The sequence below is a fragment of the Portibacter lacus genome (genome assembly GCF_021533215.1).
Taxonomy (GTDB): Bacteria; Bacteroidota; Bacteroidia; order Chitinophagales; family Saprospiraceae; genus Portibacter; species Portibacter lacus.
The window spans coordinates 107,078-121,231 of sequence record NZ_JAJNKA010000002.1 but is presented as its reverse complement, the minus strand read 5'-3'; the positions used below and the strand labels follow the sequence as shown (position 1 = coordinate 121,231).

At 38.3% G+C, this 14,154-nt stretch carries 7 protein-coding genes; 6 read left to right on the top strand and 1 reads right to left on the bottom strand.

Annotation, left to right across the window (positions count from 1 at the left end; all coding sequences use genetic code 11):
• Nucleotides 1-53: 53 nt before the first annotated feature.
• Nucleotides 54-1,175 carry an ATP-binding protein gene (locus L2586_RS02995; protein ID WP_235291290.1) on the top strand — a complete coding sequence of 374 codons (1,122 nt, stop codon included), beginning with the start codon at nt 54-56 and terminating at the stop codon, nt 1,173-1,175.
• Between the two features lie 106 nt (nt 1,176-1,281).
• Here the strand turns inward: L2586_RS02995 and L2586_RS02990 are convergent, their stop codons facing one another.
• Nucleotides 1,282-5,562: a hybrid sensor histidine kinase/response regulator transcription factor gene (locus tag L2586_RS02990; RefSeq protein ID WP_235291289.1), complete on the bottom strand. Its 4,281-nt coding sequence runs from the start codon at nt 5,560-5,562 to the stop codon at nt 1,282-1,284.
• Nucleotides 5,563-5,776: 214 nt separating this feature from the next.
• Here L2586_RS02990 and L2586_RS02985 point away from each other — a divergent pair, with 214 nt between their 5' ends.
• From L2586_RS02985 to L2586_RS02965, 5 genes are all read left to right on the top strand, one after another.
• Nucleotides 5,777-6,778: a dioxygenase family protein gene (locus L2586_RS02985; RefSeq protein ID WP_235291288.1), complete on the top strand. Its 1,002-nt coding sequence runs from the start codon at nt 5,777-5,779 to the stop codon at nt 6,776-6,778.
• A gap of 207 nt (nt 6,779-6,985) precedes the next feature.
• A complete protein-coding gene (locus L2586_RS02980) occupies nt 6,986-10,921 on the top strand; it encodes a tail fiber domain-containing protein (RefSeq protein ID WP_235291287.1) in 3,936 nt (1,311 codons plus the stop codon).
• Nucleotides 10,922-11,261: 340 nt separating this feature from the next.
• Nucleotides 11,262-12,341 (top strand): ligand-binding sensor domain-containing protein, encoded by a 1,080-nt coding sequence (locus L2586_RS02975; RefSeq protein ID WP_235291286.1) that lies wholly within the window; start codon nt 11,262-11,264, stop codon nt 12,339-12,341.
• Between the two features lie 668 nt (nt 12,342-13,009).
• Nucleotides 13,010-13,627, top strand: coding sequence for a DUF2202 domain-containing protein (locus L2586_RS02970; protein WP_235291285.1), 618 nt, complete (start codon nt 13,010-13,012; stop codon nt 13,625-13,627).
• Between the two features lie 123 nt (nt 13,628-13,750).
• A complete protein-coding gene (locus L2586_RS02965; RefSeq protein ID WP_235291284.1) occupies nt 13,751-14,140 on the top strand; it encodes a hypothetical protein in 390 nt (129 codons plus the stop codon).
• Nucleotides 14,141-14,154 lie beyond the last annotated feature (14 nt).

Genomic DNA, 14,154 nt, shown 5'->3' with positions numbered 1-14,154 from the left:
TGGGGATTACGATCCCTGAAAATCATTATATTTGGGGATTGCGATCCCTAAATATGATAAAAAGAACACTAGAAGAACAAATTAATAATCGTTTTGGAAAAGGAAAAGCCATTATTTTAATTGGTCCTAGACAAGTAGGAAAAACCACTCTTTTCAATAAGTTATTAAAAGATAAAGAACATTTATTTCTAAATGGAGATGATCCTACCGTTAGAAAACTTCTTACGGATCCTAATACAGAACAGCTGAAAAGCATTATTGGAAACTATAAGGTAGTATTTATTGATGAAGCGCAGCGGATTGAAAACATTGGACTTACCTTGAAACTCATTGCTGATCAATTTAAAACTGTACAATTACTAGTAAGTGGTTCTTCAGCTTTCGAGCTTAATAACCAAACTCAAGAACCTCTGACAGGTAGAAAATGGGAGTATCAACTATACCCTATTTCATGGACGGAGTTCGAAAATAATGTAGGTTATCTCAAGGCTCAGCAGCAATTAGAATTGCGTGTTGTATATGGAATGTACCCTGATGTAATCAATAATTTAGGAGATGAAAAAGAGATCTTAAAGCAATTAACAGATAGCTACCTTTACAAGGATATATTAAATTATGGAGGTATTCGTAAACCTGAGGTTTTAGAAAAATTATTACGGGCTCTAGCATTTCAAATTGGAAATGAAGTCAGTTATAATGTGCTCTCTAACTTGTTAGGAATAGATAAGAAAACGGTTTCTAACTATATTGATTTGCTCTGTCAAGCATATGTAGTTTTTAAACTTCCAAGTTTTAGCAGGAACTTAAGGAATGAAATAAAAACAAACCAGAAAATTTACTTCTACGATACTGGAGTAAGAAACATGGTTATCGGTGATTTAAGTCAAATGGCTCTTCGAAAAGATAAAGGCAATTTGTGGGAGAATTTTTTAATTGCAGAACGATTGAAAAGTAATGTTTATAGCCAGTCATTAAATAAAGGATATTTCTGGAGAACTGTGCAGCAGCAAGAGATAGATTATGTAGAAACTCATGGTCAAAATGTTCTTGGTTTTGAAATAAAGTGGAACCCAAATCGAAAAGTTAGAATACCTAAATCCTTTGAGAAAACATATGAAACCAAGGTTGATATAATTACGAATGAGAACTTCAGGGAGTTTGTAAATCAAATATAGAAATCCATACGGACGACTTGTTGGGCTCGATCTTTATGCGGTTTTGTATTGGAAAGTAGACATTCTAGAGCTTAAACATAAAGGTCACTAGCCTTTTGAATGAATCTTAGTTAAATTTTTGCTTCCATTCCATTGGTGTCATTCCGAATTCTTTCTTGAATGATCTAGTGAAATAACTTGGGTCACTAAACCCCACTTGATAGGCGACATCTGAAACATTTACATCGGAACTTTCTAGTAGCCTACCTGCTGTATTCAGGCGGATCGAATTGATAAACTTATTAGGGGATTGCCCCACTACAGCAGAAAGTTTTCGATGCAATTGAGACCTGCTCATTCCCATTCCTCTGCAAAGTTCCTCCACTCCAAAGTCATTGTTCTCCAGATTATTTAGAATAAGGTCTCTGACATTTTCAATAAACTCGTTTTCAATTCCTTTGATTTCATTTACTCCAAGTTTTAAAACCCTTGTATTGTCATTCTTTATATAGGACTGGTAGTGAAGTTGTAGCTTTTTTCTAATTTTCAGCAAATTCTTAAGTCGAACCAACAGTTCCTTTTTTTGAAAGGGTTTCATAAGATAGGCATCCGCTCCTGTTTCTAGTCCTTCTATCTTGCTCTCCATATCCACTTTGGCTGTCAGCATGATGATAGGAATGTGGCTGGTGAGTACATTGTTTTTTAATTCTTTACAAACCTGAAATCCATCTTTTATTGGCATCATTACGTCAGTGATGATAATATCAGGAACACTTTCGATGGCAATATCGATTCCCTCTTGTCCATTATTTCCAATTTTTAGATTGTAAATCCCATCCAAGCATATAGCAACATAGGCAACTACATCCAGATTGTCTTCTATTAGAAGTAGGGTTGGTCTTCCCACTACGACTTCCTCACTAACTGGCAAATTGCTAGACACCTGTTTGATGTCAGGCACCATTTTTTGTGCTGCATCTTGTGATAAGATTAATTTAGCTTGGCTCGGAATACCTGCATGTTGATTTATCGGTAAATTTAAGGTGAATACCGTCTCTTGGCCAATCCGACTCTTTACAGAGATATCTCCATCCATCAAATACATCAACTCTTTGACCAAAGCTAATCCTATTCCAGTGCCGTCATCCGATCGGCTGGTCGAGTAATCCGCCTGAAAGAAACGATCGAAGACAAATGGTATATCGTCGTCTGTAATCCCTTCGCCAGTATCTCGTACTTGGATCTGGAGATTTTGATTTTTTACTTTAAGATCATTTGGATTGTCAATCTTTATTACACTAGAAGTTATGTATATATTTCCTTGCTTAGGCGTGAATTTTATAGCGTTAGTGATTAGATTGCTCATAACTTGCTGAATCTTTTCACCATCAAAATCCATTATGATCACTTCTTCTTCGCTATAGAAATGGATGGCAATTTCTTTGCTTCGGGCATAGGAATGAAAGCTCTCCACGATATATCTTAGGAAGTTTACAATATCACCTTGCTTTAAGGTCAGTGAAGTTTTTCCACTTTCTAGCTTACTTAGATCCAGCATTTGATTAACAAGAGCAAGTAGGCGTGCTGCGTTATTCTCGATCATTGAAATTCCCTGTGTAAACCATTGTTTAGGGTCTTCCTTCATCTGAGATGCCATCCCTGTGATAACAGTTAATGGTGTACGAAACTCATGTGTGATGTTAGTGTAAAGCTTTGTTTTAACAGCGTCTAATTCTTTTAGTCTATTCGCTTCTGAGTGCCTTAGTTTCTTCTCAAGTTGAAATGTATAGAACCAGTAGCTTAAGCCAATAAGTAGCACTAAGTAAAGAAGATAGGCCCACCAGCTGGCCCAAAATGGAGGAATGATCGTTAGAGAAGCTGTTTTAATTGGTCCCCAAGAAATACCATCTTCGGAGCTTCTCACTTTAAATGAATAGTGGCCCGAGGGCACTTTGATATATGTTGCTTCAGGAGAGTTGCCAGCAGGTCTCCAATGATCATCGTATCCATCAAGCATATATTCATATCTAATCGTGCCTTTTTTGCTATAATTTAGCGTTGAAAATCGGAAGGTGAAATTATTTTGATGATGGTTCAAGCTAATTTCTTCGTCAATTGTAAACCTAGGCGCATTGACTTCCTCTATTCCAAGTTCTTTTTGAAACAACAGTTCAAAGTCGCTGATTTCTGTAGCATAGCTTTGACTTATCGTATCTGCTAATACCGCTGGATTAAAACTTGCAAAGCCATCTGGAGTTCCAAAGTAGATATTGCCCTTGCTATCTTTAAAAGATCCCGTTTCAAAGTACTTGGTAAATTTTCTTCTACCGATTTTAGCTTTTGGCATTTCAAAGTTGACTTGGCTTAAATCACTTAAGTCAAATAATACCAGGCGATCGCTAAAAATCCAGATCCTATTAAGGTCATCTAGTACAATCCTATTGATTTTATTCAAACCGAAATAATTTGCTTCGAATATTTGTGTCTTTCCCGTTTTTGGATCGATTTTTAATAATCCAGAATCCAAACATATCCAGACATAACCATCCGCGTCCTCCATGATATTACTTAACAATCTGTAAATTAAGGCTGATGCTCCAGGTTCATAGATTAGAGGAATTTTATTGAATTTTTCAGTTGCCGGATCGAATGTCTGTAGAGCCAATTGACCATTAACATCAGGTGTATATGCCATTATTAGTTTGCCATTGGTAGATTGTGATAAGATGGAATAGTAACTTCTATTGACATCATCTTCATTATGTCCGAAAAACCAATGTGAAAATTGATTTTCCTTCGAATCGTATTTTTTTATCAGACCGGCTTTAGTTGTTGTCCATACATCATCATCTCGATCTGAGAATACCTCTGTGACCCAATCTGTGAAAACGAGATCGGGATCATCATTTTCTGGCAAGTAAATCTTAACCTTCCTTTCATTGATATCTAGACAAAAGGTTTCGTTTCGCTGAAATATATTAAACCAGATTTGATTTTTATCATCGGCACGGACTTTCCATAAAGGCCTAAAGTCTTCCTTCTGAAATCTAGGAGCATAAATTTTTTTCCCCTTTTTGAAGACCTCCTGCTTCCATTTATTGTCTTCATTTAGAGCTGTTATTGCTTGTGTGCTTGGATCTAAGGAGAATAAATTCTGTGCGAATTCAGTTGCAAAAATAATCTTACCTTCTGAAGTTTCTGTGAAATTATTAACCTTAATTTCATGTCCGTGATCCAATTTAACCTGTCGATATTGTTGCAATTTCAATTTATACAACCGAGCAAGGCTGTTTGATGTACACATCCATATTGTATTATCCCGAGACTGATAGATACGTGTTGTAAGTGGCTCTAGAAAACTGTCAGGGTCATCACTGTCTGGCAAGTAGCTTAAATTCTGCTTAGTATTGGGATCATAAGATAGTATCCCGTCAAAAGTTAAACTAAACCATAATTTCCCCGCCTTATCTTCGAAAATATAGCTAATGACTCTTTCATTAGAATCATTGGTATAGGGCACTTCTATGCTAGATTGCTGATTTCGGCCTTGATTCATGTCAACAAATATCGCTCTATCTCTATCGAATTGCTGAATGCCGTAGCCCTTAGTCCCTATCCAAAAGTTACCTTTCCTATCTTCTGTGATTTCGGTGACCACATCGTTGATTAGCGAATTCTTTTCGGAAGGATCATTTTTATACCTAACGAAGTCTTGGGTCTCTGGCCTAAATCTATTCAGTCCTCCATTTTCAATACCCTTGTGAGAGGCGCCATCTATTCCGACATCATTGTATGAACCAGTACCTACCCAAAGAACACCTTTAGAGTCAATGAGAAGCGCGCGACATACATTATAAGTCAAAGAATGATCATCGCTGGGATCATGAAAATAGGATGTAAATTCTTTCTTCTTAGTATCAAAATAATATAGCCCATAATTGCTCGCCATCCACAGATTATCTTGATGGTCAGGAACCATTTCTATAACAATTGGGCGCTGTGGTATACCTGTCTTATCTGTCATCTGAAAATGAGTAAACCGTTCAGTCTGCAAATCAAATTGACCTACTTTCCCTTGACCCATTGTCAACCACAAAAAGTGTCCATCTTGTGAAACATGGATATTATGAACGTCATTAGATGCTATGGAGGTTGGGTCATTCTTAACATTAGAAAAAGTCTTGTATTTATAACCATCATACCGTAGCAATCCATGCTTCGTTCCGAACCACATAAAACCAAGTGAATCTTGTGCAATGGCATTCACATGATTTCCTTCTACACCATTAGGAAGTTCCAACATTTCAAAGTCATACTGAGGAAGTGTGGAAGATACCTGACCATTGACTATTGTTCTAAAACCAATTAGAAACACAAAACCTATAAGGACTCTAAATTTAGGGTTCAATGACAAGCGAATAGATTTGGATCTACAAAATAAACATTGAATGAATTTAAGCAACTTGACTTTTTAATCCTACAGAAAGTGCAAGAAATAAGCACTTTGAGCAGATTCTCCTAGTTTTTGGTCAGATTATCCTAGAAGACCGAGGGGGTGTTCTTGTATTTTTGGGTATAACAATTAAAACCAAATACAGCCTGCATAATCAAAACCAAATACAATGAATTCGAAAAATGATAAGCGTAGAAAATTCTTAAAGCTAGGTCTCGGAGCGACTGCTGGATTAATCACCAGTAAACTAGTGGCCAATCAAATGGTAAAAGAAAATACTCCTAATGTGTTGGAAGAATCATGCGAAACGACCCTCGATCAAACCTTAGGGCCATTCTATCCTCACGTTAAAAATGGTGATGGGGACGTTGACCTAACTACTATTCAAGGAAAACAAGGTGAAGCTGAAGGCGAGAAAATCTTAATAAGAGGAATCGTGAGAGATGAAAATTGTGAACCCATCGCCAATGCCTTAGTAGAATTGTGGCAAGCCAACCACCACGGACGCTACTCTCACGAAGGTGATGCCGAGAACCCTAGCCCTTTAGATCCAAATTTCGAAGGCTGGGGTCAGATGACAACAGATGCATCAGGTAGCTTCGGTTTTAAAACGATCAAACCAGCTTCCTACGCTTTTGCGGATCCTTCGATAAAAGAAAACTGGAGAACACCTCACCTTCATTGGAAAGTAAGTCGAAGAGGTTTCCATGAATTGATTACTCAAACCTACTTCAAAGGTGAAAAGCTAAACAAAACGGATGGCGTCATCGCTCTTATACCAAAAGGAGATCAAGGAGACTTTATCCTAAGTCCCATCAGGGAGGAAAATGGTATTCCACTCTATGAGTTTATGGTCAATTTAAAGATGGTGGAAAGTAGTGAGCAAAGGATTAAAGCGCTTTCCGCTTGTGTTGGAAAATATGAAATGAATGTTCCATTGCTTTTTAAGAAAATGATTGTGAGTGTGAAGATGGAAGATAAGCAGCTTTTCTTAAAGATGCCAGATTATGCAACAGTAGAGCTTAAGTATATTGGCAAAGATGAATTCGATGCAACAAGTATGGATGCTCGATTGGTCTTTAATCGCAGCGAAGATGGTTCAGTGAATAGCATTACAGTTCATAACTCATTTGATAAATCCACAGTGCCGACAATTGCACCTCGTGTATAGAAAATAACGTTTTTGAACCAGAAAACTATTAACAATGAAACAATTTGTCACCACATTGGCATGCATTAATTGTGCAGTATTAATCAGTAATTCCAAAGATGCTCAAAAAGATCAACCCTTCGTGAGCTTATTGAAACGAATCATGCCGCTCAAACTAGTGATTTGAATATTAAGACAGAAATTATATAATCCAAAAAAAGCCTTACAATGATCTACAAGACAATTCTATTTATCACAATTTACCTTTGCTCAGCTAAAATTTGTGCTCAATCCATCGGAATTAACAACACAGGTTCAGCGCCGGACGCTAGTGCAATGCTAGATATACAGTCTGATTCTAAAGGAATCTTGATTCCGAGAATGGATGCTGGCCAAAGAACAGGAATTAATCCAATCGCTACAGGGCTGCTGGTTTATGACACAGACTCCCAAAGTTTTTGGTACTATAATGGAGCAGCGTGGATTGAATTGGCACATGGAGGAATAACAAGCTTTTTGACTGATGCAGATGGAGATACTAAGATTCAGCTGGAAGAATCACCAAATGAAAATGTGATCAGATTTGATGTTGACGGATCAGAGGCGATGGTCTTAAATGCAACAGGTGATCTGGCATTGATAGGGAGTGATCCAGATGATCCAGGATTTGTACAATTGCATAATTCGGATACCAGTCAGTTCATCAGGGTTTTTAGCGGTAAATCAAGTGATCCAAATCCATATCTTGCTTGGGAACTTGGTTCACCGTTTAGATTTGTTGGAATGAATAAGGATTATTCCGGATTTTCAGAGCATATGAGGATACAGGGAGATGGAAATGTGGGGATAGGAAATAGTGCTCCTTTGAGTAAACTGCATGTGGGCGGAGGATTCTTGTTCGAAGGAGGAGTCGGTGGTCTTCCAGCAGAAGGAGCTGGAGTTCGGATGATGTGGATACCTGAGTTGAAGGCACTGAGAGTGGGTGAAGTAGTCGGTATAGAGTGGAATTTGGACAGTATAGGGGATTATTCGACAGTAGCAGGTGGCTTTAGCAATCAGAGTTCAGGTGACTTTTCTTTTGTTGGAGGTGGTGAAGGTGGTATAGCATCTGGTAACCGTTCATTTGTAGGTGGAGGAGCAGGAAATAGAGCTTTGGGGCTAAAATCATTCGTGGGTGGTGGTTTTCTAAATACTGCAAAGGCGGATGATTCATACGTAGGGGGTGGTTCTCAAAACACTGCATCAGGAATCCTTTCAACTGTAGGTGGAGGATTGCAGAATTCAGCAATTGGTAGTAATTCATTTGCTGGCGGTGGATCTAAAAATACTTCGATTGGTGATAATTCCTTTGTGGGGAGTGGTGCAGATAATTCTGCATCTGGTACCTTTGCATTTGTAGGTGGAGGGCAGCAAGATACAGCTTCTGGTCAATGGTCAGTTGTTGGAGGAGGATCTCAAAATAAAGCATCTGGGGAACTCACATCGATCTTGGGTGGAATTAACAACGCTGCATCTGGTTCTGGTTCAAGTGTTGTTGGTGGTGCTGGTAATAGGGCGCAAGGAGTAAAATCGAGTGTAGTTGGTGGTAGTAGTAATATTGCAATGGGAGAAGATTCGTTTGTGGGTGGAGGTCAAATAAATAATGCAACTGGGGCAAAATCTTTTGTTGGAGGAGGATTTCAAAATGAAGCATCAGGAGGATCTTCATTCGTAGGAGGCGGAATTGACAATAATGCTGTACTTGTAGCCTTCGTTGGTGGTGGCTCTTCTAATGCAGCCCTAGGAGATTTTTCAATAGTTGTTGGAGGAGAAAGTAACACTGCCTCCCATTCACACTCGTTTATTGGAGGAGGTAGATTGAATATAGCATCAGGAGATTCATCTGTTGTCGTTGGTGGAACTAGAAATTCAGCTACTGAAGCATTTGCTGCTGCTGTTGGTGGGGTTCATAATACAGCCTCTGGGAATAAATCATTTGTCGGAGGAGGTGCCGATAACAACTCAAGTGGTGATGACTCTTTTGTTGGAGGCGGATATGGAAATACTTCACTTGGTCAATACTCATTTGTAGGTGGAGGATATCAAAATCTAGCAAATGGCAGCCGGTCTTTTGTTGGAGGCGGATTGCTTAATCATGCCCAAGAACAATCTTCATTTGTTGGGGCAGGAGAGCAAAATCAGGCAAATGGTTTGTGGTCCTTTATTGGTGGTGGTGAAAAAAATACTGTATCAGATGATTTCTCATTTGTAGGCGGTGGACGCAACAATCTTGTGTCAGGTGATACATCTGTTGTTGTTGGTGGTTCCAGAAACACTATAAGTGGGAGGTCTTCTTTTGTCGGTGGTGGTATAAGTAATGGTGTCTCTGGATCTACGTCCTCCGTGGTTGGGGGAGTGGGTAATGATGTAACTGGTGATGCCTCCTTTATTGGAGGAGGTATTCTTAATGAAGCATCCAAAAGTCGATCTATTGTAGTTGGAGGACAACAAAATGATGCATCTGGTGTAATTTCATTTGTGGGCGGTGGAGTTTTTAATCAAGCTACTGGTGATGCTGCTATCATAGTTGGAGGTGAAAACAATAAGGTATCTGGTGAAGCTTCATTTGTGGGAGGTGGAAAAAATAATAATATCATAGCGGATACCTCAGCAATTGTTGGAGGTGTAAGAAATACAGCATCTGGAAATGGATCCTTTATTGGAGGAGGGAAAGATAACAAAGCAGAGGGCGCAACTGCCTCAGTATTAGGAGGAATAGGTAATATTGCAAGAGCTACTTATTCAGTAGTAGGTGGAGGATTTGATAATTTAGCAAGTGGCGATTGGTCATTTCTCGGTGGTGGAATTGGCAATAAAGCAGAAGGATATAGATCAGTCGTAAGCGGAGGAAATTCTAATCAGGCTGTTGGACAATATACGAATATTGGAGGAGGTAGCGGCAATACCAGTAATGGTCAATATTCTTCGATCGTAGGTGGAAGGGGAAATATAGCGCAGTCTTACGGAGAAACAGTAATGGGTTTTTACAATACAGACTACAGTCCTGCAAGTACATCTGCTTCCTCACCGAATGACCGACTTTTTGTGCTTGGCAATGGCACAAGTACAGTGAAGTCTAACGCTGTAACGGTACTAAAAAAGGGCTACATGGGAATTGGGACGGATGATCCAAAATTTGCACTTGATATTGGCACAAAAGAAACAAATGTAGGTGCAGTAATACAGTTAGCCAACTCAGATAAGAGTCATTTCCTGAGGCTTTTCAGTGGTCGACAGGGAGATGATAAGACTTATCTTAATTGGAAGGCCGGTACTCCATTTCTATTCTTCAACTCTGAGAATGATTTCTCGAATCAAACCGAGATAATGCGTATTTCATCAAATGGTAATTTGGGTATTGGAACCAATAATCCAGTTGCTGGCAAACTAGTGGTTGAAGGTACAGGAGCAAACTCTGCTTTTTCAGGATTATTGTATGATGGGGTCACTCCTGTAGGACAAGTTCCGCCATCATTTGGAACACTTTCGGGGTACTTTTCAGATAATGTCGGAGCAAATGCCTTTGTTGCATTTTCAGATGCCCGAATCAAAAATATTAAGGGAGTAAGCGATATGGATGAAGATCTAAAAACCATACTGGGCATTGAAATTATGGACTACACAATGATAGATACTTTTACTAAAGGTCATAAGCGCTACAAAAAAGTTATCGCCCAGCAGGTGAAAGAGGTGTATCCTCAAGCTGTTTCCTCTAATCTGACAGATGTAATACCTGACATTTACCAAAGAGCAGTAGTAAACAAAGGTTGGATTTCTTTAGAGACTGATCTAAAGGTGGGCGAAAGGGTAAAACTCATTACGGATCACGCTGCAGAAGTTTACGAGGTCACAAAAGTTAGTCCATTAGGATTTCAAGTCAAGGATCTCCCTTTATCAGCCAATAAAGTTTTTGTATATGGCCGTGAAGTCGATGACTTTCATACTGTAGATTATGAAGCGATCAGTATGTTAAATGTTAGTGCTACTCAAGCGCAGCAGAAACTGATCGAGGAGCAAAAAGAAGAACTAGCTGTATTAAAAGTCACAGTATATCAATTAATGGAAAGGCTGGATGAATTAGAAAATCCATCAAATACGGTGAAGGTAGAAGTATCTAAGCGATAATAAGTAAAAACTGTTAATTGGAGTTAAGACTTAGGATTAATGTGGACAGGGAAATTAATATGTATCCTGTGATATTTGCATCAGCGCAGTTCATTAGTGTTCTCCGCAGCTCAGAGGAGGTGGACAGACCAGATGGATTGAAGCTAAGCGGAAGGGATTCTTCTGGGCCACATTTAGCTTCGCAGTCCTGCACTCCTCACTTTTCCTCTCGTAGGCTTACGAGTCTAAATGTTTTAAATCGAAGCCTTAGCCTTCGTTATTGCAAATGTTTACATTAATTTACATACCTCAAATTTGCTCCCGTTGAATTAGTAGTATATTTATTGCAAAGCCTAGAACAATGAATCAAAATCTTTTATTTTCTTTTTTTGCGATCTATTTATTTTGTATTATTTCCTGCCAAGGTCAAGCAAAAACAGAGGACTCAAAAATTGACAATGCTAAACCGATAAATACTAAAACTTTTCTACCTCAATCTATTCCAAATGAGGTAGATCCTTATTTCGTTGAGAATAATGGGATCGGAAGTGAATATGGTCCTGCAGTAATTACTAGAAATGTACTGGAGGATAAAAATGGTGATATTTGGCTGGCGACCTGGAATGGTATTATCAAATATGATGGCAAGGTTTTTACAAATTACACAAACATGGCGGGACTTCGTCGGTACCGTGTTTTCTGTATTCTAGAAGATAGCAAGGATAACTTGTGGTTCGGTATGATAGGAGGTGGAGCTTATAAATATGATGGCAAGGAATTTACGAATTTCAGTTCTGCAGATGGTATGAGCGATGATAACGTAGAATGCATCACTGAAGATGCAGATGGAAACATTTGGTTCGGACATGATCTGGGAGTTAGTATTTATACCCCAAGTTCAGATGAGAATACTAAGGGAACATTCCAGAATTTTGATGCTTCTGATGGGATTGCAGATAATGATATCCATGATATTACATTAGATAAAGATGGGAAAGTTTGGATCGGGAGTGGTGGAGGAGTAACCATTTATGATGGAGAAAAATTTTCAGATTTTACTAATAAAGATGGAGGTTCTTTTCACAATGTTAGAACCATCATGGAAGATCGAAATGGGCATATCTGGTTCGGTGGAAATAATGGATTGATGCATTATGATGGTCGAAAGTTAACCAACTTCACGAGGGACTTTGTAGGTTATTTATTCGAGGATTCGAAAGGTTCAATATATGGTAGTATAGGCTCAGGTGATATTAAACTTACTCGATTCAAGCCAGCACCTTTGCCGATCATTTCGGCTACTTGGAACCCAGAAATCATTTTCGATAAAGGTGAAATGAATTTCGGGATATCAGAAGATCGGGAAGGTAATATTTGGTTTGGAACTGTGGGTGGTGTATACCGATATGATGGTACGGAAGTCCATAGCTTTCATGAATAGTATTATGCGCTGGTAAGTGAACAAGTTCCGTTAGTAATCGGACGGGTAACTGAATGTGATACCATGAGTTTTTATCTAACATTGGACCTGAATGAACCATGTGTAAAGGAAGGATACATTTACCTATATTTAGCTTCGTAGTCCTGCATCGCTCCTTTCCTCCCGCTGGCTTACGAGTCTAAATGTATGAAATAGATGGATTGGTCCTAGTTTTGCTTCTTGTTATTTCTTCTCAGGTGATCGAGGATGTTGATCACAAAAAATCACATCTGAAAAAAACATTCATAGGATCCGCTGGTAATCGGACGGGTAACTGAATGTGATACCATGAGTTTTTTTCTAACACTGGACCTGAATGAAACATGTGTAAAGGAAGGATACATTTACCTACAATTAGCTTCGCAGTCCTGCCTTCCTACTTTTCCTCCCGCTGGCTTATGAGTCTAAATGTATGAAACAGCTTTCAAGCTCGTAATCTTGTTTCATTTAATTTCTTACAATTGTAAAATTCAAAAAAAGTGCTGTAGAAAAAATTCTTTTAATTCTGATTCTTCATCGGTTTCTACGTAACTCAGGTTACCATGCCGTAGTAAAATAGCCTGTAACTTTATTAAAAGGTGAATCGAAAGAGGAGCTATTATTAATAATGCTTATTAAAACAATCAATTATGAAATTATCAATATTAGGTACGGCTTTTTTTATGATTACATTATTCGCATTTTCGTCATGTGAGAAATCGTCAGATATCATTGACCAAGAAAATGAAAACATTCTGACAGAAGTGGAAGAATCTGATTTACTCTTTATGAGAGAAGAAGAGAAACTAGCTAGAGATGTTTATTTATATCTCTACGATAAATATGATCAGTTGATTTTTAAGAATATTAGTGGCAGTGAACAAAAACACATGGATGCCTTGATAACCCTTCTTGACCAATATAATTTAGAAGATCCAATCATTGACCAAAATGGAATTTTTAGTAATGAAGCATTACAAGGGCTCTATGATGACTTGATTCTAAAGGGAGATTTATCTTTAGAGAATGCTTTACTAGTTGGTGCATCCATAGAAGATCTGGACATTAGAGATATACAAGTGGCCATTGATAAAACTTCAAAGACAGACATTAAAGAAGTATATGAAAAGCTAATATGTGGATCTAAGAATCATATGAGGGCGTTCGATGGTAAGCTTAAGGATATTGGGGCTTCATATACGCCACAGTATTTAAGTCAAGAGCAATATGATTTAATTATAAGTGGTCAACATGCGCATTGCAATTAAATGTAATTAATACGATAGCAAGGAAACAGGATTTCGGATTAAACTATCTTTTTTAAGACTCATTCTATATAGTGCTTCATACAGTATTTCTCGGAATAAATTTCATAACTTAGTAAAATCAAAATGCTGAAAGTCATATCGCTCTATATTGCAGGACTCATTGTGGTCATGCATACTGTGATGCCGCACTCACATTGTAATACGATGTTCAGTGCTGAGCAAGTGACTTCGGAAAAGCCATCTGATACTTTTCTGGGCCATATTAAGATGATGCTTAATATAGATATGGGAGATGGTCACTTAGAACATTTCCAGTCTGGTAACGGGCTAGATGTTGACATGAATGACGCCATAGCTCAAGTCGCTATTTTAGCAATCGTATTCGATCAGACGTATCTAATTTCCAATAAGCATTCTTACTTACCTTCTGAGCATTACTTAAAGGAAGACCCATTTCCCGATCCACCTTTTAAGAGCGCCTTCTCACTCAGAGGGCCCCCTTCTATTTCTTAGTCAAGTTTGTAAGT